This window comes from Thalassococcus sp. (assembly GCF_982780845.1).
This window is the reverse complement of the sequence record NZ_CEYADA010000001.1, coordinates 295,135-320,719: the sequence shown is the minus strand read 5'-3', so window position 1 is coordinate 320,719 and position 25,585 is coordinate 295,135. Positions and strand designations below refer to the sequence as shown.

The following is a 25,585-nucleotide window of genomic DNA, read 5'->3' as shown; positions in this document are numbered from 1 at the left end:
GATAGTTCGGCAATTCCGGAATTCCTGACTTTTTGTTCAATTTTCCGAATCGCCCTTCTGACGGCTTTTTGCGTTGCCAGCTTGACCTTCCGGTTGTGATCACTAGGGTCGCGCCTGCCTCTCTACCCTCCGAAAAGGACAGGATATGCAACGACTTCACCTTGTATTTGGCGGTGAACTGGTCACTCCGGAAAAAAACGTTTTCAAGGATGTCGATAACATCCACATCGTCGGAATTTATCCCGACTACGATACGGCCTATGACGCGTGGAAAGCCGAAGCGCACCGCACCGTCGATAATGCGCACATGCGTTACTACATCGCCCACCTGCATCGCCTGCGTGACGAAGAAGCAGCCGCCTCTTCGACCGAGGAACTGGGCTAACTTTGCCCAAGCGGTCGCTGACGCTTAAGGCCTATCTGGCGCTGACACGCGGCAGGTTGTCGGGCCAACCCAGCTGGCACAGCATCGGCGTTCGCCGGTCGGGTCCGGTTGTCTGGCTTCATGCGACTGTCGATACAGATATGCGCGCGCTGAACACAATCGGCGCGCGTTTGCAGCAGCTACAGCCTGACCTGCAGATCATTCGCACCGGCGTCTGGCGCAATTGCACAGAGCAGGTTGAACCCCTTCCCTCGGAAAATGCAGCCGATGTCGAAGCCTTCCTGTCGTATTGGAAGCCCGCAGTCTGCGTCTGGTCCGGCGATGTTCTGCCGCCCGCCTTGCTGACAGAAGCGCATGCGCGGCAATGCAGTCTTGTGTTGTTCAATGTCGAAGAGACCGAGTTCCACACGCCGGTTCATCGCTGGTTGTCCGACAGCAGCGGGGCGGTGTTGCAGCTGTTTGATCGCCTGTTTTGCATCGGCAAGGCCGGCGAACACGGTTTGATCCGTGCCGGTGTTGACCCCGAAAGGATCAGACGGGGATCGCGTTTGACGGAAACGCCAGCGCCGTTGGAATACGACGAGGCGCAACTAGATGAACTTACCGGCCTGATCCACGGGCGGCCCGTGTGGCTGGCGGCCCGTGTGCGCGGTGATGAATGCGCCACTGTTCTGGCGGCGCATGATAAGGCCACGCGCCTTGCGCATCGCTTGTTGTTGCTTCTTGTCCCTGAAACCGAGGAAGACGGCGTGATCTGCGATCAGGTCGCACAGGAAAGCGGCCTTCGGGTGTGTCGCTGGGATCAGGGCGATGACTTGGATGAAAATACCCAGGTTCTGCTGTGCGAAAGTTCGGATGAGCTTGGGTTGTGGTACCGGCTTGCGCCGTTGGTGTTCTTGGGTGGGTCAATTTCGGCAGGCCATGGCGGCAGCGAACCGTTAGAGGCCGCAGCCTTGGGCACCGCCATCATTTACGGGCCGAACGTCGGCAGGCATCTGGCGGCGTATAGCCGTCTTGTCGATGCTGGCGCGGCGCGGATCGTGCGTGATACGGAATCACTGTCCGGTGCGGTGACGCAACTGCTTGCTCCGGATCGGGCGGCGGCCATGGCGCATGCGGGATGGGATATCGTATCGTCCAGCGCAATGGTGGCAGACGAGATTGTGGAAACCGTGCAGGACTGTATCGACCACTTTGTGCAAAAGGATCACGCGTGATGCGTGCGCCAAGGTTCTGGGATAGCGCCCCCGATGCACCGGCCCTGCGCGCACGTCTGTTGGCCCCTTTGGGCAGGCTGACGGCCATGGCCACGGCGCGACGGGTTGCCAAGCCCGCCGACTATACGGCCTCCATCCCTGTGATTTGCGTGGGCAACCTGAACGCAGGGGGGACGGGCAAAACACCGACTGTGATCGCCGTTTTGCAACTGCTGTCCGACATGGGCATCACAGCGCATGTGGTGTCGCGCGGCTATGGCGGGTCGCTGACTGGCCCTGTTGCGGTTGATCCCCGTACCCACACCGCCGATCAGGTTGGTGACGAACCTTTGCTGTTGGCCGCGTTCGCCCCTGTTTGGGTGTCGCGCAATCGCGCAGAGGGGGCCAAAGCCGCCGAAGCCGCTGGTGCGCAGGCGATTGTCATGGATGACGGGTTCCAGAACCCCGGTCTGGCCAAGGATTTCTCGATCATCGTTGTGGATGCCGTCAAAGGCTTCGGGAACGGGCGGTGCATGCCTGCAGGGCCATTGCGCGAACCCGTCGCCGCAGGTCTGAAGCGCGCCGATGTTGTGGTGTCGATTGGCAGGCCGCAGGCGCAGACACGTTTTGCCGAGTTGTGGCGGGATCAAATCCCAGTTCCCCATCTGACCGGCGCGTTAGAGCCTTTGCAGACCGGCATGGATTGGGACGGGCTGGATGCATTGGCTTTTGCCGGTATCGGGCACCCCGAAAAATTCTTTGCCACGCTGACCGATCTTGGCGCGAACCTGCTGCGAAGCGAGCCTTTGGAAGATCACCAGCCGCTGACCACATCCCTGATGACGCGACTGGAAACCGAAGCACGGATGCTGGGTGCGCAACTGGTCACGACCGAAAAAGATGCGGTGCGTCTGCCTGCTGATTTCCGGCAGAAAGTTTTGACCCTGCCGGTGCGTTTGCACATTTCCGATGCAGATATGTTGCGCAAAAAGCTACAGGCGCTGTTCTGATCCCGAATCAGCGCGCTGTTATTCAGCGGCAAGCCGTTGCGACCCACGGGGCTGAAGCGCAGCGATTTCAGCGGTCACGCCACGCAACAACTGCCGGAAGGCACCGAAATTTTCGTTCGGGCGGATGCTGCTTTCATCCATATAGATCGAGCGGTCGATTTCGATCTGGATCGCGTGCTGGCCACGCGACGGGCGGCCGTAGTGCTGGGTGATATATGCCCCCGCAAATGGCGTGTTGCGCGCAACGTTCAATCCGGCCGAGGTAAAGGCCGCTTCAATGCGATCCACCAGATCAGGATCGGCAGAGGCGCCGAAGCGGTCGCCGATCACGATGTCGGGCTTTGTGCCGTTGGATCGTTTTGCACCGGCTGCTGCCTCGTGCGGCATCGAATGGCAATCTATTAGAACCGCCGTGCCGAATGCCTTATATGACTGATCCAGAAGGCTTTTCAGCTGTTCGTGATAAGGCCGCCAATAAAGCGCGATACGCCGTTCCGCCTCAATCATGGGCAGTTTACCCCGATAAATCGCGCGTCCGTTCGATACGACACGGGGGATGACCCCCAAACCAGACGCCACGCGCGGGTTGTGGCCCACGCGGCGCACGCCTTCGATCAGGGCGGGGTCCAGTTCTTCGGCCGAGCGGTTCAGATCGACAAAGGCCCGCGGTGCGCCAGCTTTGATGAACGGCGCGCCGAATTGCTGGGCACTGTCGAAAAGCCGGTCGACATAGGCATCTTCCGATGTCCGAATCTCGTGATCATTCAGGATCGTGTGGCGCATGAAAGACCACGGATAATCGCGTCCGGAATGCGGGGATGCGAACACCACACAAGACGTCAGAACCTCTGGACGATAAACATGAAACGCGACTTTTGGCATTCGTTCTCCTCTGCCAAAACATAAGCCGATTTTTTCTCTGTCCAAAAGCCCTTGATCCCTCCCGCGACTCCTTTTATAGACCCGTCCACCGGCGCGGGTATCCGCGCCCCATTTCGTTATGGGGCACGATCGGACCAGTCGGTAAGGGCGGTTAGCTCAGTGGTAGAGCACTACGTTGACATCGTAGGGGTCACAAGTTCGAACCTTGTACCGCCCACCATGATTATTCACCGCTTCGGGCCATAGCCCTGAGGCACTAGGCAACCCAAGGGCGCAAGCGATGCGCCGCGAAACAGGAGAAGACCCATGAAGGTCAAGAATTCGCTCCGCTCGCTCAAAAACCGCCATCGCGATTGCCGCGTTGTGCGCCGTAAGGGCCGAGTATACGTGATCAACAAAACCCAGCGTCGTTTCAAAGCGCGCCAGGGCTGATTTCAAAATCAGTGTTGAAATAGCGAAGGCCGCCCATCGGGCGGCTTTTTGCTGTTTGGGATATAGGAAAACGGCCCGCAATCTGCGGGCCGTTTTGTCATGTGATGAATTGTTGCTTAGCGCAGCAGACTGCCTGCCAGCAGGCGCACGACCGTTTGTTGGTCGAGGTAGCCGGTCACGGTGATGTTCCGTGCTTCCTGATAGCGGCGGATGGCGCGGCGGGTTTTGTCATCAAACGTGCCGTCCACAGACCCCGGTTTCAGGCCAAGTTCCTTCAGGCGCGCTTCGGCCAGACGGCGTGCGCTTTGCGGCAGGTTCAGTGCGGCTTCTTGTGCTTCGGCCTGAGCGATGGCGCGGCGTTCATCCGATGGGATTTGCAGCGCTTCGATTCGGGCTGCGGCCTCGTCTGCGAAGGCACCCTGCGGGAAGGCGCGAAGATAGTCCTGATAAGCCTCGATCGTGTCGGCGTTCGCGGCTGTATCCCACGCAGCCCGATCCTGTGCAGCGGCCTGCTGGCGTGCTTCGGCCTCAATTGCGGCAAGGCGTTCTTGTGCAACCTCGGCATAGACGCCATCAGGGTAACGGCTCAGATACGCGCGGAAGCCTGCAGCATCGCCCAGGGCGCCGGTTTCCTGCCAATATGCACGGTCCTGACGTTCCTGTTCTGCCTGACGCTGGCGGGCTTCTTCTTCAAGCTCAGCAGCACGGCGGTCGGCCTGAGCGCCAAGGCGGGTGATCTGTTCGCGGGTCAGATAGCTGGTGACTTCGAATGCGTTTGCTTCCTGCCAACGACGGATCGCTGCGCGACTACCAGGGCCAAAGATGCCGTCGATTCCGCGGGGTTCGTATTCCAGCAGGGTCAGATCACGCTGGATTTCGCGGCGCTGATCGCGAGACAGGTTCAGGGCTTCTTCTGCCAGACGCTCTGCGCGCATGGGTTCTGCCTTGATCTCTTCAATCTGGGCGCGGGCCTGATCGGCATAAAGGCCGTTAGGGAAGGCCGACAAGTAGTCTTCATAGCCTTGCAGGTCGGACCGTGCCGAAACTTTGGCCCAAAGCGCTTCGTCTGCGTCGGTCGAGGTCACTTCGATGACCTGCGGTTCCGGCGTTTCGCGCTCTTCCTCGAAGAAGGTCAGATCGCTAGGCACATAGCCGCGCAGGCTTAGATCCGACGAGTCGGCCAAGCGCACAACTGATCGGCGGGGTAGGGATGCTGCAAAGCTCGCGATATCCGTTGGCGTGCCAGTTACCATGGTCACGCCCTGCGGCAGATCGGGGGTGCCGATGCCAACAGTCAGCAGGCGCGTGTCCTGTAGTTCGAAATCCTCGGAGCCGATCATCAGAAGCGCCTGACCGGGATGTTGTGCAAGTTCTGCCAAAAGCGGCGACAGGGGCAGGGCCTCGGTCAGTGCGACGGTGATGTCGACATTGCTGCTGACCGTGGACGGCAGAAGGTAGGTTTCGCCACCCGTGGTGACAAAACGGCCCGTCAGCATGACAGCCGACATGTCTGTTTCGCTGTCCGACTGCGTCAGAAACCGCAGCGCGGCGCGGGTCATGTCTTCGGCCTCGGCATCCTTGACGGATACCACCTGACCGTAGGCACTGTATTGATCGGTCAGATCCTCGACCGACTGACCGCTTCTGAAGCGATCCATGACGGAAGTTCCGGCATTGCCGACAATCAGCATGTCGGTTTCGGCGATGGCCGTTGTGCCCCAAAGAAGGGCAGCGGCGGACAGAATGGTCTTTCTCATATTTCCCCCAACTCTGACCGCCCAATGCGGTCCTCAGTCGTATTTGCGTATGTCTTCAATAACGATCCCGTCGCGCGGCAGTTCCCCTGGAGCTACCAGTTCGACCTGACCTTTCAGCTTCAAAGCGGCCACAATTGCGTCTTGAAATGCCTCTGGATCGCAGAGGCCGGTTTCAATTTTCACAATCATTTCATCCATTTCGCCATTTCGGGTGGCGACAATCCGCGCACGGTCGATGGCGTCGTGACTTCCGACCAGTTGCGCGACCTGTTCGGGTCGCACAAACATGCCTTTGATCTTGGTTGTCTGGTCTGCACGACCCATCCAGCCCTTGATCCGCATGTTGGTGCGGCCGCAGGGGCTTTGGCCTGCCAGAATTGCGCTCATGTCGCCGGTGGCAAAGCGGATCAGCGGGTAATCGGGGTTCAGCGTGGTGACGACAACCTCGCCTACTTCGCCCTCGGCCACAGGATCGCCGGTGCCGGGCGTGACGATTTCGACGATGACACCTTCGTCAACGATCATGCCTTCCATCGCCTCGGATTCATAAGCGATCAGGCCAAGGTCAGCAGTGGCATAGCACTGGGTGCAGGCGATGCCGCGATCGGCGTAGTACTGGCGCAGCGACGGGAACAGCGCGCCACCCGAAACGGCGGCTTTCTTGATAGCAAGCTCGAGTCCCATCTCATCGGCTTTCTCCAGAATCACCTTCAGATAATCCGGTGTGCCGGCATAGGCGGTTGATCCCACATCCTTGGCGGCCCGCGCCTGCAATTCCGTCTGGCCTGTGCCCGCAGGAAGAACTGTCGCGCCGACCGCCCGCGCGCCGCTTTCGAACATCATACCGGCAGGTGTCAGGTGATAGCCGAAGCAGTTCTGCACCACATCGCCGCAGCCGATGCCAGCAGCTTTCAGAAAACGGCCCAGACGGAACCAGTCGCCGTCGATGTTGCCCGGTTCATAGATCGGGCCGGGGGACTGGAAGACATGGCTGAAGCCGCTGACAGGGCCGGCAAGTCCACCCAAGGGCGGCGTGGTGGACTGGGCCGACACCAGTTCCGATTTCCGCAGAACGGGCAGCTTGGCAAGATCAGCCATCGTTGTGACCGAAGCCGCATCCACGCCGGACAGCGCTGCATAGCCGGACAGCGCCTGCGCGCGGGCAATTTGCGCGGGCAGCGCCTTTGCCAGATCGGCGGCACGTTCATCGGCTGTGCGGTGTTCAAGGTCTTGGGTCATATCCATGTCTCCCATTGGGGGCTTTTTTCGTAAGTTAAGCGATATCACGGGTGGTGATATCGCTTTTCAGTTGGTGCAATCATGTGGTCGGCAGGGCGCCAAGGCACCCGGGCAGGCTTAGCTCAGCCAACGTTTCCGGCGGCGGTAGCTGCGCACATCGCGGAAGGATTTGCGGCCTTCCTCGGACATGCCCAGATAGAATTCCTTCACGTCGGGGTTTTCGCGCAGCGCCTCGGCGGTGCCCTCCATCACGACGCGGCCCGATTCCAGAATGTAGCCGGTGTGCGCATAGCGCAGCGCGACGTTGGTGTTCTGTTCGGCCAGCAGGAAAGACACGCCTTCGCCTTCGTTCACGGCTTTCACGATCTCGAAGATCTGTTCCACCAGCTGCGGGGCCAGACCCATGGACGGCTCATCCAGCAGGATGGTTTCGGGACGTGACATCAGCGCGCGGCCAATGGCGCACATCTGTTGTTCCCCGCCCGATGTATAGCCCGCCTGCGATTTGCGGCGTTCTTTCAGGCGCGGGAAGTAGTTGTAGACCATCTCAAGATCCGCATCGATCGCGCCCTTGCCGTCACGGCGGGTGTAGGCGCCGGTCAGCAGGTTTTCTTCGACGGTCAGGTGTTCGAAACAGTGACGGCCTTCCATCACCTGAATAACGCCCTTTTTCACCAGCGCGGCAGGATCAAGTTCCTGCACCTTTTCGCCGCGATACAGGATCGAGCCTTTGGTCACTTCGCCACGTTCCGAATGCAAAAGGTTCGAAATCGCCTTGAGCGTTGTGGTCTTGCCCGCACCGTTGCCGCCCAGAAGGGCTGTGATGCCGCCTTCCTTAACTGACAGGCTGACGCCCTTCAGAACCAGAATGACGTGGTTATAGATCACTTCGATATTGTTGACCTCAAGCAGCGTGTCTTTGGTCGGAGATGCATCCAGCATGGCGCTTCTTCTGTCTGAAAATTCCTGAAATCCACCGGCGACAGGGGTGCCGCCGGTGGGATGATCAACTTAGCCTTCGCAGGCGTCGTTTGTCGGCCACGGAGCGTTCGCATCCGCATATTCGCCGGCTTTTGTCGCGATCAGTTCGGCATAGTCGGATGTGTCGGGCATCAGGTGATCGGATGCTTTCACAAACTTCGAGCCGTCCCATTCCAGCATCCAGCCACCGGAGTGACCTGTGTGGTTCGAACACGATGTCGAGAAGGGCGGAACCATGCCGTCCAGGCCCAATTCGGCGATACGCTCTTCGGTCATGTTGATGTTTTCCAGACCCCAGCGCAGCTGCGACGCGTTGATTTCGGCTGTGCCGAATTCTGCCTGAGCGGTTGCGATGCCTTCTGCCAGAATGGCCGAGATGATGATGCCGCGGCTATAGAAGACGCCGGACATTTCTTCTTCGTTGGACTGGGTCAGACCCGCATCAACGACGTGCTTTTTGATGTCTGCCATGACAGGCGCATCAGGGTTCGGGAACGACCAGGAAATCGACTTATAGCCTTTGCCTGCTTCGCCAACGATTTTCACGTCAGCATCGTGACCGGACCACCAGACGCCGATGAAGTTTTCCATCGGGAACTTGGTTTTGACCGCTTCGGTGATCGCACCGGCGTTCATCGCACCCCAGCCCCACATCACGACATAGTCGGGACGTTCACGGCGGATTTGCAGCCACTGTGCAGACTGGTTCTGCATTTCTTTCAGACCAACCGGGATCGGAACCAGTTCAAAGCCCATTTCGCCGGCTTTCTTTTCCAGAAGCGGCAGGGGCTCTTTGCCATAGGGGTGGTCAAGGTGCAGGAAGGCGATCTTCTTGCCGTTCAGGTCACCCTGTCCCTGCAGGTACTGCAGGATCATGGATGCCGCATCCCAGTAACCGGACGGTGTGTTGAACGCCCACTGGAAGACCTTACCGTCTGCCATCGGCGAGAAGCCGTAGCCCGGTGCAAGGATCGGGATTTCATCGACGTTTGTTTTCGGCAGAACCTGCAGCGTGATGCCTGTGGACCACGGCTGGGTCACGATGGCTTTGGCTTTGGTCTTCTCGTAGCACTCAACGCCTTTTTCCGTGGAATAGCCTGTTTCGCATTCCTCGCTGTTGATCTTGATGCCACCGATGCCGCCATCACGTGCGTTCAGCATATTCAGGTAGTCGGCCTGACCGTTCATCAGCGGGATACCTGTCGCCGCAAACGGACCTGTCCGGTACGCGAGGTTCGGAGCATAAAGTTCTTGGGCGACCGCCGCCGTACCAAGAACCGCGCCCAACGCCACGGCAGAGGTGAGTTTCAGTAGTTTCTTCATGGTTTCCTCCCAATGGATAAGGATGTCGCCCGTTTTCGGGTCGTTCATTTTGTGGGGCCTGCCCGCGTTAGTGCGGGAAGGGCCAGATAGTCAGCTTTTCCCGGATCAGGCGCCACAGCTGGTTCAGGCCGTGTGGTTCGATGATCAGGAAGAAGATGATAAGAGCACCTACGATCATGATGTTCAGGTGTTCGACCGTAGCAGAAGAAATCGGGATGCCCAAAGCCGAGGGCACGATGTTCAGGACAACCGGCAGGCCAACGATCAGGATCGCACCCAGATAGTTGCCCATGATCGACCCCAGACCGCCAATGATGGCGATGAACAGAACGCGGAACGACAGCTGGATGTCGAACAGGTTCGGTTCCGCCGCGCCGCGCCACATAAAGACGAACAGCGCACCGGACACGCCCACGATGTAGGACGAGATCGCAAAGGCGGTCAGTTTGGACTTCATCAGGTTGATGCCGATCAGTTCGGCGGCGATGTCCATGTCACGCGTCGCTTTCCACGTGCGGCCCAAAGTGCCGCGGGTCAGGTTGATGCAGAGGATCGTCATGATCGTGACAACGGCCAGAACCACGTAATATTGCGTGATGGACGATGCCTGCGGGCCGGAAATCCAGACGCCTGCCATTTCGATATTCGGCACCTGAATCGCGCCCGAGGCGTTGTAGTTATAAAGCCAGGCCCATTTTTCAAACAGCCAGACAAGGAAGAACTGCGCGGCCAGCGTGGCGATGGCAAGGTAGAAGCCTTTGATCCGTAGCGACGGAATGCCGAAGGCTACACCGATCCCCGCCGAGAAGATGCCGGACAACATGATCGCGACAATCGGGTTCATCCACGGGAAGATCGTGATCAGCTTATAGCAGGCATAGGCCCCGACCCCCATGAACGCGGCGGTTCCCAGTGACAGCTGACCGGCAAAGCCTGTCAGGATGTTCAGGCCCATTGCCGCCAGCGCGTAGATCAGAACGGGAATCAACAGTGTCTGGAACGTGAATTCCGAGGCCGTCAGCGGGAAGACAACCCATGCAAAGGCCAGAATGACCATCAGTAGAATGGCGTCCTGACGTACAGGGAACAGCGCCTGATCGGCCTTGTAGCTTGTCTTGAACTGACCAGCAGTGCGGTAAAACATTTTCGTTTCGCTCCGTGTTTATTGGAACCGGCTCTGCTGAGCCGCGTTTGCGCTGCGACAGCCTGGCACAGCTGTTGCAAAATTACGGATGTAGCAATTCGGATATATTGATCGCGAAACAATACTGTGTGAAGTTTTGATTTCGCGCAATATAATTACTTTGCCGAGTTCAGGAGGAGATAGGGTCATGTCGGACGAGTTTGAAACACGGATGCGACGTTTGATATCCGAGGCAGAGGCGGACATCGGGTTCGACCGCGACAGACAGACGTCTGTTCTGCCGCAGTGGGTACCCAACACACGCCGTCCCGTGCGTTTGCGCGACAAGATGGTTGGCGTTCTGGCAGCAGCCAAAAATAGCGCCGGGACCTTTCTTGCGGATCGCAAATCCTGACCCTTTGAAATGGCGAGGGTGTGCATCGCTACACCCTCTCGATGATACGTTCGCCGAACAGCCCCTGCGGACGGAACAACAGCACGATCAGCGCCAGCACAAAGGCGAACCACGTTTCGGTGTTACCGCCAAGGAATGGCTGGCCCCAGTAGATCTCGAACAGCTTTTCCAGCATCCCGATCATCAGACCGCCAATGATGGCCCCTGTGATCGATTCCAGACCGCCCAGCATCAGAACCGGCAGCGCCTTGTAGGCAATGACCTCAAGCGCGAAGGACACGCCTGCGCGGGCACCCCATGCGATACCTGTCACCAGCGCGATGATACCGGCGATGAACCACACCAGAACCCAGATGGTCTGAAGCGAGATGCCGACAGACAGCGCCGCTTGGTGGTCGTCACCCAACGCGCGGATCGCGCGGCCCATACGGGTTTTGTTCAGGAACAGCAGCAGTCCAGCCACCAACAGCGCGGCAACGGCCACAGCGGTGATGTCTTTCTGTTCAAGGATCAGCAGGCCGCCCCATGGTTCAAGCACAAAGCTGTCTGTGGGGATGCCCAGCTCTTCGGTGATCATGACCTTGTTTTCACCACCAAAGATGATCTCGCCAAAGCCGATCAGAAACAGGGTGATGCCGATGGTGGCCATGAACAAGATGATATCCGGTTGCCCGACAAGCGGGCGCAGAACCACACGTTCAATAGAGATCGCTAGGATCAGCATCACCACCAGCGTGAGGCCCACACTAATCCATGCAGGCACGCCCATGGCATGCAGGCCGACCAGTGTCAGAGCGGCGAACACCACCATGATACCTTGGGCAAAGTTGAAAATCCGGCTTGAGCGGAAGATCAGAACAAAACCCAGCGCGATCAGGGCGTAAAGGATGCCTGAAACCAGACCTTCCCAAAGCACCTGCAACAGAAAGTCCGGCGCTGCGAACATTTCCTGAAACGGTTCGATCGTATATTTGTACATCTCGAGAAAGCCTCCGATCAATGCGCCACGCCAAGGTAGGCGTCGATCACATCTTGGTTGTTGCGCACCTCGTCGGGGGTGCCGTCTCCGATTTTCTTGCCGTAATCCATGACGACCACGCGGTCGGACAGGTCCATGACCACGCCCATGTCGTGTTCGATCAGCGCGATGGTCGTGCCGAATTCGTCATTCACATCGAGGATAAAGCGGGACATGTCCTCTTTCTCTTCGACGTTCATGCCGGCCATGGGTTCGTCCAGCAGCAAAAGCGATGGTTCCGCAGCCAAAGCGCGGGCCAGTTCCACGCGCTTTTTCAAACCATAGGGCAGGCGGCCCACCGGCGTTTTGCGGATGTTCTGAATTTCCAAAAAGTCGATAACCTTTTCAACGACTTCACGGTTCGCCAGCTCTTCGTCCCGCGCCTTGCCCCACCATACGGCCTGGGACAGGATGCCGGATTTCATATGGGTCAGACGGCCCGTCATGACGTTGTCCAGCACGGTCATGCCTTCGAACAAGGCGATGTTCTGGAACGTCCGCGCAACGCCCATGCGGGCGACCTCATAGGGTTTCATCTGCGGGCGCGGCGATCCTTTGTAGATCAACTGACCTTCGGACGGGGTGTAGAACCCCGAAATGATGTTCAGCATCGACGATTTGCCAGCGCCGTTCGGGCCGATGATGGCGCGAATTTCACCTTCACGGATGTCGAACGAAATGTCGTTGATCGCAACAACGCCACCAAATCGCAGCGTGATGTTCTGCATCTCCATCAAGACGCCGCCGATCTGGCGTCCGTCTTCGGTTACATAGCCTTCGGTATCCTTCACAAAGACACCCCCTGCTTTTCTTGAATTTCAGTCTGGGACCACTGGTAAAACGGGCGGGCTGGCGCAGATGCGCAGCACGTGCGGAAACTCATTCGGCGGCCTCCAGCGGTTTGATCTCGACCGGAACGACGTTCGCGTCGCGGATCGAGAGTGTCGCTGTGATTTTGCCTTTGCGCCCGTCTTCGTAGGTCACTTCGGTTTCGGTATAGATGCTGTACGCCCCGCCATAGAGAGCGTTCACAAGGTCCTCGAACTTTTCACCGATGATCTTGCGGCGCACTTTGCGGGTGCGGGTCAGTTCGCCGTCATCTGCATCCAGTTCTTTGTGCAGAACAAGGAAGCGATGCACCTGACAGGCCGATAGCATGTCATCCTGCGCGACGCTGGCGTTGACCTCTTCCACGTGGCTCTGGATCATGTCCAGCACCTTCGGGTGGCCTGCCAGTTCCTGATAGGACGCATAGGCGATGTTGTTGCGTTCCGCCCAGTTGCCAACCGCTGTCAGGTCAATGTTGATGAAGGCACAGCAACGGTCCTGACCGGCGCCGAAAACAACCGCTTCAAGGATGTTCGGATAGAACTTGAGCTTGTTTTCAACGTACTTCGGCGCGAACAGGGCACCCGAAGCCATTTTGCCAACGTCCTTTGCGCGGTCGATGATGCGCAGGTGACCCGTGTCTTCTTCGATAAAGCCCGCGTCGCCTGTTGCAACCCAACCTTCTGCGTCTTTGGTGTCAGCCGTGCTTTCGGCGTTCTTGTAGTATTCGACGAACACACCGGCCGAGCGGTAGAACACCTCGCCATTTTCGTTGATGCGGATTTCCACGCCGGGGGACGGAACGCCCACGGTGTCGGAACGCACCTCGCCATCCGGCTGCTGGGTGATGAACACCGAAGCTTCGGTCTGGCCGTACAGCTGTTTCAGGTTGATGCCGAGCGAGCGGTAGAAATCAAAGATTTCGGGGCCGATGGCTTCACCCGCTGTGTAACCCACGCGGACGTTCGAAAAGCCAAGCGCGTTTTTCAGCGGGCCATAGACCATGAACTCGCCAAGCGCGTATTTCAGCCGGTCCATCAGGCCGACAGATTCCCCATCAAGAATCTTCGGCCCGACTTTGCGCGCGTGATCCATGAAGTATTTGAACATGCGCTTTTTGAACGGGCCCGCATCTTCCATCCGGATCATAATCTGCGTCAGCTGGTTTTCGAAAACCCGCGGCGGCGCGAAATAGTAGGACGGCGCGATTTCACGCAGGTCCGTCATCATTGTGTCGGCGCTTTCGGGGCAGTTTACGCAGAAGCCCGTCCAATAGGCCTGACCGATCGAGAAGATGAAGTCACCAACCCATGCCATCGGCAGATAGGCCAGAACAGAGTCTGTCTGACGCAGGCCATCGAATTCAGACGACGCTTTGGCCGTTTCGATGATGTTGCGGTTGGACAGAACAACGCCCTTGGGCTTACCGGTTGTGCCCGAGGTGTACAGCATCACGCAGGTGGTGTCGTAATCCAGCGCGGCGATGCGACGTTCCAGTTCGGCACCCAGCGTGCCACGTGCAGCACGGCCCGATGCGACAACATCGTCGTATTTGTTCAGCGCGCTGTGATCATATTTCCGTAGGCCACGGGGATCGAGGTAGATCATCCGCTCGAACGCGGGCAGGCGATCCTGGATGTCGATGACCTTGTCGACCTGCTCCTGATCCTCGGCAAAGACGAACCGCGCGCCGCAGTGATCCAGCACATAGGCCATCTCTTCGGCAACAGCGTCTTGGTACAGCGGTACTGGGATCGCGCCGACCATCTGCGCGGCGACCATGGCCCCGTACAGTTGCGGGCGGTTGCGGCCGATGACGGCAATGAAGTCACCTTCATTGACACCAAATTCCAGCAAACCCAGCGCAACTGCTTCGATTTCATCGGCGGTTTCAGACCATGACCAGGTCTGCCAAATGCCAAATTCTTTTTCTCGATAGGCCGGAGCAGAGCCAAAGGCCTGCTTGTTTCGACGCAATAAGTCAGGGATAGAGCGCAGACCCTCTGCGCCCTTTAGGCTTGTCGACAAAATCTATTCCTCCCGGACGCTCTTACAGAGCGAACATTTTTATTGTGCTCCGCGCCCTCCTCGCGCGGTCCATCTTTGCGATGGTAGCCAACGTATATGAACGCTCGTTTCTTTTTTGGTCAAGCCCTGCGTTCACGCCTTAAAAAATTTGGTCTTTGAAAAAAGGCAGAATTGTTTTTTATCAGGTGGTTAAGTCATTGTTGACGCTGCGGCAATTTGTTCAAAAACGGGGCATACGCGGCGTGTTTCACCGGCGACCCGTCAAACGCACGGCTGTTGATTCCTCGAAATGATGCGGGGTGTTTCGCGGGCAGCAGGGTCTTTGCGCGGGTCCGCGTTGGGCAAAAGAAAACGGCGCAACCTGGGTCGCGCCGTTAAAGTGTTCTGATTTTACAGAATTTATTCCGCCGCAACCCGTGCTGGCTGGTCCGCCGCTTCTACGCGCACAGCCGAGTATTTGAACTCGGGAATTTTGCCGAAGGGGTCTAGCGCGGCGTTGGTCAGGATGTTGGCTGCCGCTTCGACATAGGCGAAGGGCAGGAACACCATATCGGGTGCCACGTTGCGATCCGCGCGGGCCATGATCTCGACACTGCCACGGCGTGTGGTCAGACGCACGCGGCCACCTGCCTCGACGCCCATCTGGCGCAGCGTTGCGGGGTGGATCGAACAGTTTGCCTCGGGTTCGACAGCATCCAGAACCGTGGCGCGGCGGGTCATCGACCCTGTGTGCCAATGTTCAAGTTGACGGCCCGTGGTCAGAACCATCGGGAAATCCTTGTCCGGTGCCTCGGCAGGCGGGGTCACGCGGGCAGGGGTGAACTTGGCGCGGCCAGCACGACGCGGGAAGCCATCGCCGAACACAACCGCCTGACCCGGATCTTCGGGGCCGTTGCACGGGTATGTGACCGAGCTTTCGGTTTCCAGACGTTTCCATGTGATGTGGTGCAGCGACCGCATCGACATCTTCATTTCGTCGAACACTTCGCGCGGATCGTCGTAATCCCAGTCCAGACCGATGCGGCGGGCCAGCTCGACGACGATTTCCCAATCCTCGCGGGCCTCGCCCGGTGTCGGGACAGCACGGCGGACCATCTGAACCTGACGGTTGGTATTGGTCACTGTGCCCGATTTTTCCGGCAGCGCCGAGGCGGGCAGTATCACATCCGCGTAGTTCGCGGTTTCGGTCAGGAAGATATCCTGCACCACAAGGTGATCCAGCTTGGCCAGCGCCTTACGGGCGTGATCCACATCGGGGTCGGACATGGCGGGGTTTTCACCCAGCACATACATGCCACGGATTTCGCCGCGATAGACACGGTCCATGATCTCGACCACGGTCAGGCCCGGTGTTTCCTCGATCTCGGTGCCGCGCCAGATGTGGCGGAACAGATCACGGACTTCACGGTCTGCCACCGACTGATAGTCGGGCATCACGTGAGGGATCAGACCTGCGTCAGACGCACCTTGCACGTTGTTCTGACCACGTAGCGGGTGCAGACCTGTGCCCGGTCGGCCAACGTGACCGCACAGCAGCGCCAGAGAGATCAGGCAGCGCGAATTGTCTGTGCCGTGGACGTGTTGCGACACACCCATGCCCCAGAAGATCATGGCAGCGCGGGCATCAGCAAAGGTGCGCGCAACGCTCCGGATCGTTTCGGCGTCAATGCCGCAAATCTCGGCCATACGCTCGGGCGTGAAGGCGCGGATGTGTTCGCGGAATTCGAAGAAGCCTTCGGTGAAGCCCTCGATATACTGACGGTCGTACAGCTTTTCTTCGACGATCACGTTCATGATCGCGTTCAAAAGCGCCACGTCCATCCCCGGACGGAACTGCAGGTTATAGGCCGCGTGTCGCTTCAGACCGTTCTGGCCGCGGGGGTCCATGATGATCAGCTCACCACCGCGTTTTGTGAACTGTTTGAAGTAGGTTGCGGCAACGGGGTGGTTTTCGGTCGGGTTGGCCCCGATCACGATAGCCACGTCAGCGTTTTCGATCTCGTTAAAGCTGGCGGTCACAGCGCCCGAGCCCACGTTTTCCATCAGCGCCGCAACGGACGACGCGTGGCACAGGCGTGTACAGTGGTCGACGTTGTTGTGTTTGAACCCCTGACGGATCAGTTTCTGGAACAGATAGGCTTCTTCGTTCGTACACTTGGCCGAACCGAAACCGGCAACAGATTTGCCGCCATAGTAAGAGCGTAGATCGACCAGACCTTTGGCGGCGAAATCCAGCGCCTCTTCCCACGTCGCTTCGCGGAAGTGCGTCCAGGGGTTGGACGGATCGACGTTCAGACCCTTTTCCGGGGCATCGTCACGGCGGATCAGCGGTTTGGTCAGGCGGTGGCCGTGGTGAATATAGTCAAAGCCGAAACGACCTTTCACGCACAGGCGGCCTTCGTTCGACGGGCCGTTGATGCCCTCGACATAGGCGACCTTGTCGTCCTTGACCTTGATCGACACCTGACAACCCACGCCGCAGAACGGGCAGATCGAATTGACTTCGCTGTCGAAATCGTTGCGGTCGCCTTGCTGCTGATCGTCCAGAATGCTGGCAGGCATCAGCGCGCCAGTGGGGCATGCCTGAACGCATTCGCCACAGGCCACACAGCTGGAGGCCCCCATCGGGTCATCCAGATCGAACACAGGAAACGCATCGTGGCCGCGATCCGCCATACCGATCACATCGTTGACCTGAACTTCGCGGCAGGCGCGGACGCAGAGGTTACACTGGATACAGGCATCGAGGTTCACGCGCATCGCGACGTGGCTGTCATCCAACAGCGGAATGCGTTCGGCATCCATCGACGGAAAACGGCTTTCGGTGACGCCGTTAAGATCGGCCATATCCCAGAAGTGCGAGGATTTGTCATGCGCGACTTCGCGTTCAGGCTGGTCAGCGACCAACAGCTCCATCACCATCTTGCGCGCGGTTTTAGCGCGGTTCGACTGCGTGGTGACAACCATGCCTTCCTGCGGTTCACGGATACAGGACGCGGCCAGCGTGCGTTCGCCTTCGATCTCGACCATGCAGGCACGGCAGTTGCCATCGGGGCGATAACCGGGCTCGGGGCGGTGGCACAGGTGCGGGATTTTCAGGCCGCGACCGTTCGCAACTTCCCAAATGGTGTCGCCCTTCTGGGCTTCAACTTCTTCTCCATCAAGGATGAAACGGATGGTGTCGGACATGGCAATGCCTCCCTAAATCTCGGGCTAGAAATACAATCGCATGCCTTCGTATTCAGGCGCAATTCCGACTCCTTGACTAGAAAACACGGCGTCGGTGTTTCCTATAGGCGTCAAAACGCAAGAAATGGGGCGGTTGGGGTGCGTATCGGGGTGGGGTGCGGAAATCGGGTTCGTGGCGCGGCGTTACCGCAATTTCACTTTTCATCTGTCAGCCCAGCGGCTACCCAATCCGCAAAACAGGAGCAGGCCCATGTCCCAGATCACCCTAGTCCGCCACGGTCAGGCAAACACGACTGCGCGTGACGAAGCCAGCTATGACCGGCTGAGCGATCTTGGCCATCAGCAGGCGGCGTGGCTTGGCGGTTACTTCCGCAATTCCAACGAACGTTATGCCCGTGCCTATTCCGGTACGTTGCTGCGGCATCGCCAGACGCTGCAGGCGATGGATCTGGAATTTACCAGCGAACCGGTCGTTGATGAACGCCTGAACGAGGTCGAATACTTTACCCTCGCCACGCTTTTCGAAGAACAGCACAATGTGCCCCTGCCGGGTGAGCGGGAAGAATTCGTGCGTCACCTGCCGAAAATGTTCGCCCATTGGCGGGATGGCAAAATCGAAGGTGCGCCGGAAAGTTTCGATGATTTCCGCAATCGTACGCAGGATGCATTGGCCGAGATTTCCGAAGGCGAAGGGCCAGCTCTGGTCGTTACATCCGGCGGGCTGATTGGCATGGCGATGATGGTCACGATGCGTCTGGATCTTGAGGCGATGGCCCATCTGTGTTTGTCGATTGAAAACACGTCCGTGCACCGTCTGCAGAAATTCCCCTCGGCGCTGGCACCGGTTCAGTTCAATGCATGTCCGCATCTGGACAGCCCCGAACGAAGACTGTCCAGAACACATCTTTAAGCCCAGGACGAACCGCGTTAGCGTCCCGCAAAAGACCGAAAGGATCGCTGCGATGACGCATCTCTGGCTGCGCGCCGAAACCCGCCCGAATGAAGAACGTGTTGGCCTGACACCGGAAGGTGCCAAAAGCCTGATTGATAACGGCTTTACCCTTACGGTCGAAGAAGGCAGCCAGCGCGCCATTCCGATTGACGGCTATCGCGATGCTGGTGCGACCATCGTGCCAGAGGCGTCTTGGCCCGCCGCGCCCGAGGATGCGATCATCTTCGGTCTGAAAGAACTTCCCGAAGAGGACACGCCTCTGCGCCACCGGCACATTCTGTTCGGTCACGCCTACAAGGGCCAACCCGCCGGTCAGCGTCTGTTGAAGCGGTTCAAGGCAGGCGGCGGCATGCTTTATGATCTGGAATATCTGACAGACCCCGACGGCCGACGTGTCGCGGCGTTCGGCTATTGGGCGGGTTATGCCGGTGCGGCTGTGTCGCTTATGTGCTGGGCTGCGCAAAAACAGGGCGGCATCGCGGGACCGGTCAGTACTTATGCGTCCTCTGATGCGTTGAAAGCAGACCTGTCCGCACGTCTGGACGCCTGCGGTGTTGCGCGACCCAATGCAATCGTCATCGGTGCGCTGGGCCGTGTCGGTACGGGCGCGTCTGATCTGTGTACGGCGATGGGTGTTGACGTGACCCGTTGGGACATGGCCGAAACTGCCAGCGGCGGGCCGTTCCCTGAAATCCTGCAACATGACGTGTTCCTGAACTGTATTCTGGCACGTCCCGGCACACCGGTGTTTGTGCCCGCCGACGCGCTGACAGCTGATCGCAAACTGTCGGTCATCGGCGATATCGCCTGTGATCCCGACAGCGATTTCAGCCCGATCAAGGTCTATGACCGCACCACAAGCTGGGCTGACCCTGCGCTGCGCGTTTGTGATGATCCGGTTCTGGATGTGACCGCCATCGACAACCTGCCGTCGCTGCTGCCTGCCGAAAGCTCGGATGATTTCGCAGGTCAGTTGCTGCCGCATCTGTCCACACTCGACCGGCTGGACCAAGGTGTTTGGGCGCGCGCGAAAGACCTGTTTGAAGACCACATTGGAAAGGTGACAGCATGACAATCCATTGGTGCGGAACCGGCCTGTCGGCGATCCCCGGTTTGCGGAAGCTGATCGAAGACGACCAAGACGTGATGGTCTGGAACAGAACCGTGCCCAAGGCCCAAGAGGCCGCGGGCGATCTGACCGACCGGATCGCTGCGTTTACTGTCGAGGCGCTGACCGCTGAGCTGACTGCCGGCGATGTCATCGTGTCGATGCTGCCTGCCGACATGCATGTGCCCTTGGCCGAACTGGCGCTTTCCAAGGGCGCGCATTTCGTATCGTCCTCTTACATCTCGCCCGAGATGCAGGCGCTGGATGCCAAGGCCAAGGAACTGGAGCTGTCGTTGGTAAACGAGGTCGGCCTTGATCCCGGTATCGACCACCTGTTCGCCCACGATCTGGTCGCGGCCTATCGCGCGTCAGGGGTGCATAGCGAAGATACGGCGCTCAGCTTCACCTCCTACTGTGGTGGGGTGCCGAAGGTTGCCAACGACTTCCGCTATAAATTCAGCTGGTCGCCCCTTGGCGTGCTGCGTGCGCTGAAATCGCCGTCCAAGTCGATCAAGGCGTTCGAGGAATGGAATGTCGACCGCCCATGGAATGCCCTGTCCCGCTACGAGGCGCCGTTGCCAGAGGCAGAAGAGTTCGAAGTCTACCCGAACCGCGACAGCCTGCCGTTCATTGCGGCCTATAACTTTGATCCGGCGTGGACCATCAGGGATTTCGTTCGCGGCACCCTGCGTCTGGATGGCTGGGCGGATGCGTGGAAGCCTCTGTTCGACGAGATTGAAACGCTGTCCGGCCCCGAAGGCGAAGCGCGCCTGCGCGAGATGTCGGAGCAGCTTTGGAATGATCACGCCTATGACGATGGCGAACCGGATCGGGTTGTGATGTGCGTGTCGCTGGAAGCGAAAGAAGGCGACTCGACCACATGGCACCAGACCTATGTCATGGACGCATGGGGCGACGAACGCGGATCGGCGATGGCGCGGCTGGTGTCGATGCCTGTTGCAATGGCGGTGCGTGACGTGTTGGACGGCCGGTTTGCCGCAGGCGTCCACGCCGCGCCAGAGGCATCAGAGCAGGTCTCGGACTGGATCGCGGCGGTGTCAGGATTGGCGCAGCATTTGGAAAAGGTGGATCATCTGGGCTGACGAGGCGGGGGCGCTGCCCCCGTGCCCCCGGAGTATTTCGGGACAGATGAAAGCCTGAAACGAAAAACGGCCCGGGGTGATCCGCGGGCCGTTTTGTTTTAGTTCAGCAGGCCTGCGTGGCGCAGGGCAGCCTGGATTTTGTCCTTGGTCGGATCGGTCAGCGGCATCAGCGGCAGGCGCACGCTGTCTTCGCAAAGATCCAAGAGGCTCATGGCGTATTTCGCGCCGCTGACACCCGGTTCGGTGAAGATGGCCTGATGCAGCGGCATCAGACGGTCTTGGAGTTTGAGCGCTGTGGCGTAGTCGCCGGCAAGGCAGGCCTCTTGCATTTGCGAGCAGAGCGCAGGGGCCACGTTTGCGGTGACCGAGATGCAGCCTGTGCCGCCTTGGGCGTTGAAGCCGTGCGCCGTGGCGTCTTCGCCAGAGACCTGAATGAAGTCCAGACCGCAGGTGATGCGCTGGGCGCAGACACGGGCCAGATCGCCGGTGGCATCCTTGACGCCTGCGATGCGCGGCAGCTGGGCCAGTTTGCCCATGGTTTCCGGTGTCATATCCACAGCCGAGCGACCCGGGATGTTGTAGATGATGATCGGAATATTGCTTTCGTCATGAAGCATGCGGAAGTGTTCATACAGGCCCGCTTGCGTCGGCTTGTTGTAGTAGGGTGTCACGACCAGCGCGCCGTCTGCACCGACGTTCTGCGCGTGATGCACAAAACGCAGCGCTTCGGCTGTGTTGTTCGAGCCCGCGCCTGCGATGACAGGGATGCGCCCAGCTGCGGCTTTGACCACGGTATCAACGACGGCTTCGTGTTCGGAGTGGGTCAGCGTCGGGCTTTCGCCCGTTGTTCCTACCGGCACCAGACCGTGCGAGCCCTGATCGACGTGCCAGTCAACCAGACGTTTAAGCGTGTCAAAATCCACTGCGCCGTCTTTAAACGGCGTGACCAGTGCAGGCATTGACCCTTTGAACATGACACGCTCCTTTCATTTTCACACGTTCGTGGTGGCTCTTTGCATAATCCCGCCGAGTTGATTTGTATCGGCTGGCGCAAAGGATATGTTCCAACGCGTGTCTATCGTGTTTCAAACGGGAAAATGCAAGATCATGTATCGCGTCTTTGCCAAGATCGCCCTCTGCTGTGTGCTGTTTGCCTTGCCATTCGGGACTGCAGCTCAGGACAGGCCGCTTGCGACCGCAATGGACGAAATGCGCGACGGCAACTGGACCGCAGCCATGATCACCGCGCGGGGGGACGGGCAGGTCGGGCTTGATCTGATTCTCTGGCATTGGTTGCGCGCGGGTCATGGCGATGCGCGGCAGTTGATCGATTTTGTGACGCGTAATCCTGATTGGCCGGGGATGCCTTATCTGCGTGAGAAAAGCGAAGCGGCGATTGTCGAGGCATCACATGATGCGGTGCGCGCGTTTTTTGCCGAACAAGGCCCGCAGACAGGAACAGGCGCGCTCAGCTATGCGCGGGCGTTGCAGGCCGCAGGGCGTGGAGGCGAGGCTGAGGCCGAGATCGTTCTGGCGTGGAGGACACTGGCGCTGTCGTCGGATGAACACGCCGCGTTTCTGGCGGATCACAGCACATTGCTGAAGCCGCACCACGCGGCGCGTCTGGATATGGCGCTTTGGAAACGCTGGTCATCCAACGCGCGGGCCATGTTGCCTTTGGTATCTGACGGTGAACGGGCCTTGGCCGAGGCGCGGCTTGCCCTGCAATCCGAGGCGGCAGGGGTGGACAGTTTTATCGAAGCCGTTCCCGCCGCCTTGCAAGATGATGCGGGGTTGGCGCGTGATCGGTTTGCGTGGCGTTTGGCCAAGCGTCGTACAGCGGATGCGGTTGAGCTGTTGCTGGAACGGTCCACATCCGCCGAAAGCCTGAAAGAGCCTTGGGCATGGGGCAACCCGCGCCGCGATCTGACGCGTGAAGCCATGCGCGACGGGCGCCATCAGGAGGCGTACAAAATTGCCTCGACCCATTTCCTGACCGAGGGCTCGGATTTCGCAGAGTTGGAGTGGCTGTCGGGCTATATCGCTCTGCGGTTCCTGAAAGAGCCGAAAAAGGCGGTCGAGCATTTCCGCAATCAGCTGTTGGCCGTGGATACGCCGATTTCACTGGGGCGCGCGGGGTATTGGATCGGTCGCGCGGAAGAGGCCGCTGGCAACGTACAGGCCGCGCAGCAGGCCTATGAATTCGGTGGCGCGTATCAGACATCGTTCTACGGACTGCTTGCTGCGGAAAAGGCGGGAATGGACGTGGATCCGCGTTTGGCGGGGAATGAGGAGTTTCCCGATTGGAAAGATGCGGAATGGTTGAAGTCTTCGGTCTATCAGGCGGCGGTTCTGCTGTTGGCGTCGGATGAACTGGACCTTGGTGAACGGTTTCTGACGCATCTGGCCGAGTCGCTGGATCGGACTCAGATCGGGCAAATGGGCCGGATGCTGGCGGATTTCGAACGGCCCCATGTGCAGGTCATGCTGGGCAAACGCGCGGCGCAGGTGGGGATGGAAATGCATGCCTCCTACTATGCGCTGCATCCGCTGATTGACCGGAATTTCCCGATCCCGACCGAAATGGTGCTGGCCATCGCGCGGCGGGAATCCGAATTTGACCCCAAGGTGATCTCGCACGCCGGTGCGCGTGGTCTGATGCAGTTGATGCCGCGCACGGCCGAGGCCGTTTCGGGCTGGTTGGGCAAGGATTATGAACTGTCCAGACTGACGAGCGATCCAGAATACAATGCGGAACTGGGCTCTGCCTATCTGGCAAAACTGGCCGAGGATTTTAACGGAAACGTCGTGATGATGTCGGCGGGATATAATGCTGGCCCATCACGGCCTGAGCGTTGGATGGAGCTATATGGCGATCCGCGCAAAGGCCAGATCGACGTGATCGACTGGATTGAAACGATCCCGTTCGACGAAACCCGCAACTATGTGATGCGGGTTGCCGAAAGCCTGCCCATCTACCGAGCACGGTTGGGCCGTGATCCCCTGCCTATCCCGTTTTCCAAAGAGTTGGTCGGATCAACCCTTTTGCCGCGCGCGCCATAGCGTGAAGAGGCCCGCGCTGACAATGATGACAGCGCCCAGAACCACATTCGTGCGGATCGTGTCGCCAAACACAGTCACACCCAGTGCAGAGGCAAAGACCAGTTGGAGGAACGCAAAGGGCTGAACAGCGCTGGCCTCGGCGGCCTCATAGGCTTTGATCAGGGTCCAGTGGGCCAAGGACGCGGTCAGGCACAACACGCCCATCCACATCCAGTCTGTCTGGCTCATGGGTTCCCAATGCCAGATGCCGATCGCGGTGGTGACGACCGCGCCAACAACGCCCGTCCAAAAGAACGTGGTGGCGGCGCTGTCCTTCCGCGCCACATAGCGGTTCAACAGGCCGTACAGCGCGAACATGAAAGCTGCTAGCAGGGGAATCGCGGCGTAGGGTGAAAACACACCGCCCGAGGGTTGCAGAATGATGATCACCCCGATGAAGCCCACACCAATCGCGGCCCATCTACGCCAGCCCACATATTCGCCCAGAACGGGGCCCGACAGGGCGGCGATCAACAGCGGGTAACAGGCGAAAACTGCGTGGCTTTCCACTAGCCCGAGATAGACAAAGCCCTGCACCATCACCAACACCTCAAGCGCAAGGATCGCGGCGCGGAAGCCCTGAACCAGCGGCTGGGTCGTGGCGGCGGCCTTTTTGATCGACCCGGCCTGAAGCCGCGCGATGCCGATCACGAACGCAGCAAAGAACCAGTAACGGATCATGATGACCATGTAGGTGTTATACGCCTCGGCCAAGTGGCGCGAGATGCCGTCCTGCATGGCGAAAATGAAGGTCGTGACGACCATCAGCCAGATACCGGTGCGTGTGTCGTTGCGTGTCATGCGGGGGCCTTTCGGGCGACGGTCATATGGCGTTTGCGGCCAAATCCTGGAATGCGGTCAACGGTAAAGCCACCCGCCTCAAGCGCGCGGCGGATGGCGCCTGCGGCAGAGTAGGTGGCAGCGGTGCCATCGGGGGCGGTGTGTTGCCCAACCTCGGCCATCAGATCGGGTTCCCAAAGTTCAGGGTTTTTCGCAGGTGCGAAGCCGTCCAGAAACCACGCATCGGCCTGACCGGCCCATTTTGGCAACGTCTGTCGCGCATCGCCTGTGATCATCCGGAATTGCAGGTCGGGCAGGTCGATGTCCGTCGCGCCCTGTTCCCAGAACGGGGCGAGCTCAGCGGCGATATCGGCCACCTCAGGGAATTCGGCCTGCGCGCGGATCATGTCGGAGGCGGCAAGGGGATAGAGTTCAAACGTCGTGAACCGCATCTGGCCGCTTTGCCCGCTGTCACGCCACAACTTCAGCGCGGCCAACAGGTTCAGCCCCGTGCCAAACCCCAGTTCGGCAATCTGGAAACCATCCGTAAACCGCTTAGGCAGACCATTCCCCGCCAGAAACACGTACTGGGTTTCCGCCAGACCGTTATCCAGCGAATAATACGGGTCATCAAAACGGGTCGAAACCGGCACGCGTCCGTCGCGCCAGTCAAGAGGTGTCTGGTCGTCCATGCCTGAAAGCCTTAGTTGGGTCAGGTGGACACTGCGACGGAA

General features: G+C 59.1%; 22 protein-coding genes and 1 tRNA gene. 10 read left to right on the top strand and 13 right to left on the bottom strand.

From position 1 onward, the window contains the following. Window positions 1-145 precede the first annotated feature (145 nt). Genes AC4FIA_RS01570 through lpxK form a run of 3 tightly spaced genes read left to right on the top strand, consistent with a single transcriptional unit; the run spans window position 146 to window position 2,591 of the window. Window positions 146-385: a DUF4170 domain-containing protein gene (locus AC4FIA_RS01570; protein ID WP_103909242.1), complete on the top strand. Its 240-nt coding sequence runs from the start codon at window positions 146-148 to the stop codon at window positions 383-385. 2 nt (window positions 386-387) lie between these two features. Next, a complete protein-coding gene (locus AC4FIA_RS01565; protein WP_490364440.1) occupies window positions 388-1,602 on the top strand; it encodes a 3-deoxy-D-manno-octulosonic acid transferase in 1,215 nt (404 codons plus the stop codon). Continuing rightward, a complete protein-coding gene (gene lpxK / locus AC4FIA_RS01560) occupies window positions 1,602-2,591 on the top strand; it encodes a tetraacyldisaccharide 4'-kinase (RefSeq protein WP_490364439.1) in 990 nt (329 codons plus the stop codon). The genes AC4FIA_RS01565 and lpxK overlap by 1 nt, the downstream gene beginning before the upstream one ends. A gap of 18 nt (window positions 2,592-2,609) precedes the next feature. Here lpxK and AC4FIA_RS01555 read toward each other — a convergent pair whose 3' ends face one another. After that, window positions 2,610-3,473 (bottom strand): N-formylglutamate amidohydrolase, encoded by an 864-nt coding sequence (locus AC4FIA_RS01555; protein WP_490364438.1) that lies wholly within the window; start codon window positions 3,471-3,473, stop codon window positions 2,610-2,612. 145 nt (window positions 3,474-3,618) lie between these two features. Here AC4FIA_RS01555 and AC4FIA_RS01550 point away from each other — a divergent pair. Continuing rightward, window positions 3,619-3,693, top strand: a tRNA-Val gene (locus tag AC4FIA_RS01550). Between the two features lie 86 nt (window positions 3,694-3,779). Then, complete coding sequence (gene ykgO / locus AC4FIA_RS01545) at window positions 3,780-3,905, top strand: type B 50S ribosomal protein L36 (RefSeq protein WP_008562923.1); 126 nt, start codon at window positions 3,780-3,782, stop codon at window positions 3,903-3,905. 116 nt (window positions 3,906-4,021) lie between these two features. Here ykgO and AC4FIA_RS01540 read toward each other — a convergent pair whose 3' ends face one another. The 5 genes from AC4FIA_RS01540 to AC4FIA_RS01520 all read right to left on the bottom strand — a co-directional run bounded on the left by AC4FIA_RS01540 (window position 4,022) and on the right by AC4FIA_RS01520 (window position 10,349). Beyond that, a complete protein-coding gene (locus AC4FIA_RS01540) occupies window positions 4,022-5,662 on the bottom strand; it encodes a peptidoglycan-binding protein (RefSeq protein ID WP_287473836.1) in 1,641 nt (546 codons plus the stop codon). A gap of 33 nt (window positions 5,663-5,695) precedes the next feature. After that, window positions 5,696-6,901 (bottom strand): phenylacetate--CoA ligase family protein, encoded by a 1,206-nt coding sequence (locus AC4FIA_RS01535; protein WP_490364437.1) that lies wholly within the window; start codon window positions 6,899-6,901, stop codon window positions 5,696-5,698. Window positions 6,902-7,018: 117 nt separating this feature from the next. Next, window positions 7,019-7,843: an ABC transporter ATP-binding protein gene (locus AC4FIA_RS01530; RefSeq protein WP_490364436.1), complete on the bottom strand. Its 825-nt coding sequence runs from the start codon at window positions 7,841-7,843 to the stop codon at window positions 7,019-7,021. Between the two features lie 69 nt (window positions 7,844-7,912). Beyond that, complete coding sequence (locus AC4FIA_RS01525; protein ID WP_490364435.1) at window positions 7,913-9,205, bottom strand: ABC transporter substrate-binding protein; 1,293 nt, start codon at window positions 9,203-9,205, stop codon at window positions 7,913-7,915. Window positions 9,206-9,272: 67 nt separating this feature from the next. After that, the gene (locus AC4FIA_RS01520; protein ID WP_103909237.1) at window positions 9,273-10,349 is read right to left on the bottom strand and encodes a branched-chain amino acid ABC transporter permease; all 1,077 of its coding nucleotides are present in this window, start codon (window positions 10,347-10,349) and stop codon (window positions 9,273-9,275) included. Between the two features lie 187 nt (window positions 10,350-10,536). Here AC4FIA_RS01520 and AC4FIA_RS01515 point away from each other — a divergent pair, with 187 nt between their 5' ends. After that, window positions 10,537-10,743, top strand: coding sequence for a hypothetical protein (locus AC4FIA_RS01515; protein WP_103909236.1), 207 nt, complete (start codon window positions 10,537-10,539; stop codon window positions 10,741-10,743). Between the two features lie 28 nt (window positions 10,744-10,771). Here AC4FIA_RS01515 and AC4FIA_RS01510 read toward each other — a convergent pair whose 3' ends face one another. From AC4FIA_RS01510 to fdhF, 4 genes are all read right to left on the bottom strand, one after another. Beyond that, the gene (locus tag AC4FIA_RS01510; protein ID WP_103909235.1) at window positions 10,772-11,722 is read right to left on the bottom strand and encodes a branched-chain amino acid ABC transporter permease; all 951 of its coding nucleotides are present in this window, start codon (window positions 11,720-11,722) and stop codon (window positions 10,772-10,774) included. 17 nt (window positions 11,723-11,739) lie between these two features. Then, complete coding sequence (locus AC4FIA_RS01505; protein WP_103909423.1) at window positions 11,740-12,495, bottom strand: ABC transporter ATP-binding protein; 756 nt, start codon at window positions 12,493-12,495, stop codon at window positions 11,740-11,742. Between the two features lie 145 nt (window positions 12,496-12,640). Beyond that, on the bottom strand, window positions 12,641-14,617 hold the full coding sequence (locus AC4FIA_RS01500; RefSeq protein ID WP_490364434.1) for an AMP-binding protein: 1,977 nt from the start codon (window positions 14,615-14,617) through the stop codon (window positions 12,641-12,643). Window positions 14,618-15,016: 399 nt separating this feature from the next. After that, window positions 15,017-17,806, bottom strand: coding sequence for a formate dehydrogenase subunit alpha (gene fdhF, locus AC4FIA_RS01495; RefSeq protein WP_490364433.1), 2,790 nt, complete (start codon window positions 17,804-17,806; stop codon window positions 15,017-15,019). A 250-nt stretch (window positions 17,807-18,056) separates the two neighbouring features. Between fdhF and AC4FIA_RS01490 the strand changes: the two genes are divergently transcribed. The 3 genes from AC4FIA_RS01490 to AC4FIA_RS01480 are packed head-to-tail and all read left to right on the top strand — an operon-like array spanning window position 18,057 to window position 20,969. Then, on the top strand, window positions 18,057-18,716 hold the full coding sequence (locus AC4FIA_RS01490; protein WP_490364432.1) for a histidine phosphatase family protein: 660 nt from the start codon (window positions 18,057-18,059) through the stop codon (window positions 18,714-18,716). Between the two features lie 52 nt (window positions 18,717-18,768). Further along, a complete protein-coding gene (locus AC4FIA_RS01485) occupies window positions 18,769-19,830 on the top strand; it encodes a saccharopine dehydrogenase (protein ID WP_490364431.1) in 1,062 nt (353 codons plus the stop codon). After that, on the top strand, window positions 19,827-20,969 hold the full coding sequence (locus AC4FIA_RS01480; RefSeq protein WP_490364430.1) for a saccharopine dehydrogenase family protein: 1,143 nt from the start codon (window positions 19,827-19,829) through the stop codon (window positions 20,967-20,969). The genes AC4FIA_RS01485 and AC4FIA_RS01480 overlap by 4 nt, the downstream gene beginning before the upstream one ends. A 98-nt stretch (window positions 20,970-21,067) precedes the next feature. On the opposite strand, the gene dapA is transcribed toward AC4FIA_RS01480, so the two are convergent. After that, entirely contained in the window at window positions 21,068-21,943 is an 876-nt protein-coding gene (dapA, locus tag AC4FIA_RS01475) for a 4-hydroxy-tetrahydrodipicolinate synthase (protein WP_103910517.1), read from the bottom strand. A 133-nt stretch (window positions 21,944-22,076) separates the two neighbouring features. Here dapA and AC4FIA_RS01470 point away from each other — a divergent pair, with 133 nt between their 5' ends. After that, window positions 22,077-24,032: a lytic transglycosylase domain-containing protein gene (locus tag AC4FIA_RS01470; RefSeq protein WP_490364541.1), complete on the top strand. Its 1,956-nt coding sequence runs from the start codon at window positions 22,077-22,079 to the stop codon at window positions 24,030-24,032. Here AC4FIA_RS01470 and AC4FIA_RS01465 read toward each other — a convergent pair. Continuing rightward, the gene (locus AC4FIA_RS01465; protein WP_490364429.1) at window positions 24,006-24,872 is read right to left on the bottom strand and encodes a DMT family transporter; all 867 of its coding nucleotides are present in this window, start codon (window positions 24,870-24,872) and stop codon (window positions 24,006-24,008) included. The two genes, AC4FIA_RS01470 and AC4FIA_RS01465, sit on opposite strands and share 27 nt — an antisense overlap. After that, on the bottom strand, window positions 24,869-25,543 hold the full coding sequence (gene mnmC2 / locus AC4FIA_RS01460) for a tRNA (5-methylaminomethyl-2-thiouridine)(34)-methyltransferase MnmC2 (protein ID WP_490364428.1): 675 nt from the start codon (window positions 25,541-25,543) through the stop codon (window positions 24,869-24,871). The genes AC4FIA_RS01465 and mnmC2 overlap by 4 nt, the downstream gene beginning before the upstream one ends. Between the last annotated feature and the right edge of the window lie 42 nt (window positions 25,544-25,585).

What these genes read in the sequence shown, in the direction of transcription:
- AC4FIA_RS01570 (WP_103909242.1), top strand. Translation starts at nt 146, where the DNA reads ATGCAACGACTTCACCTTGTATTTGGCGGTGAACTGGTCACTCCGGAA.
- lpxK (WP_490364439.1), top strand. Translation starts at nt 1,602, where the DNA reads ATGCGTGCGCCAAGGTTCTGGGATAGCGCCCCCGATGCACCGGCCCTG.
- AC4FIA_RS01555 (WP_490364438.1), bottom strand. Translation starts at nt 3,473, where the DNA reads ATGCCAAAAGTCGCGTTTCATGTTTATCGTCCAGAGGTTCTGACGTCT.
- ykgO (WP_008562923.1), top strand. Translation starts at nt 3,780, where the DNA reads ATGAAGGTCAAGAATTCGCTCCGCTCGCTCAAAAACCGCCATCGCGAT.
- AC4FIA_RS01540 (WP_287473836.1), bottom strand. Translation starts at nt 5,662, where the DNA reads ATGAGAAAGACCATTCTGTCCGCCGCTGCCCTTCTTTGGGGCACAACG.
- AC4FIA_RS01535 (WP_490364437.1), bottom strand. Translation starts at nt 6,901, where the DNA reads ATGACCCAAGACCTTGAACACCGCACAGCCGATGAACGTGCCGCCGAT.
- AC4FIA_RS01530 (WP_490364436.1), bottom strand. Translation starts at nt 7,843, where the DNA reads ATGCTGGATGCATCTCCGACCAAAGACACGCTGCTTGAGGTCAACAAT.
- AC4FIA_RS01525 (WP_490364435.1), bottom strand. Translation starts at nt 9,205, where the DNA reads ATGAAGAAACTACTGAAACTCACCTCTGCCGTGGCGTTGGGCGCGGTT.
- AC4FIA_RS01520 (WP_103909237.1), bottom strand. Translation starts at nt 10,349, where the DNA reads ATGTTTTACCGCACTGCTGGTCAGTTCAAGACAAGCTACAAGGCCGAT.
- AC4FIA_RS01515 (WP_103909236.1), top strand. Translation starts at nt 10,537, where the DNA reads ATGTCGGACGAGTTTGAAACACGGATGCGACGTTTGATATCCGAGGCA.
- AC4FIA_RS01510 (WP_103909235.1), bottom strand. Translation starts at nt 11,722, where the DNA reads ATGTACAAATATACGATCGAACCGTTTCAGGAAATGTTCGCAGCGCCG.
- AC4FIA_RS01505 (WP_103909423.1), bottom strand. Translation starts at nt 12,495, where the DNA reads ATGGAGATGCAGAACATCACGCTGCGATTTGGTGGCGTTGTTGCGATC.
- fdhF (WP_490364433.1), bottom strand. Translation starts at nt 17,806, where the DNA reads ATGTCCGACACCATCCGTTTCATCCTTGATGGAGAAGAAGTTGAAGCC.
- AC4FIA_RS01490 (WP_490364432.1), top strand. Translation starts at nt 18,057, where the DNA reads ATGTCCCAGATCACCCTAGTCCGCCACGGTCAGGCAAACACGACTGCG.
- AC4FIA_RS01485 (WP_490364431.1), top strand. Translation starts at nt 18,769, where the DNA reads ATGACGCATCTCTGGCTGCGCGCCGAAACCCGCCCGAATGAAGAACGT.
- AC4FIA_RS01480 (WP_490364430.1), top strand. Translation starts at nt 19,827, where the DNA reads ATGACAATCCATTGGTGCGGAACCGGCCTGTCGGCGATCCCCGGTTTG.
- dapA (WP_103910517.1), bottom strand. Translation starts at nt 21,943, where the DNA reads ATGTTCAAAGGGTCAATGCCTGCACTGGTCACGCCGTTTAAAGACGGC.
- AC4FIA_RS01470 (WP_490364541.1), top strand. Translation starts at nt 22,077, where the DNA reads ATGTATCGCGTCTTTGCCAAGATCGCCCTCTGCTGTGTGCTGTTTGCC.
- AC4FIA_RS01465 (WP_490364429.1), bottom strand. Translation starts at nt 24,872, where the DNA reads ATGACACGCAACGACACACGCACCGGTATCTGGCTGATGGTCGTCACG.
- mnmC2 (WP_490364428.1), bottom strand. Translation starts at nt 25,543, where the DNA reads ATGGACGACCAGACACCTCTTGACTGGCGCGACGGACGCGTGCCGGTT.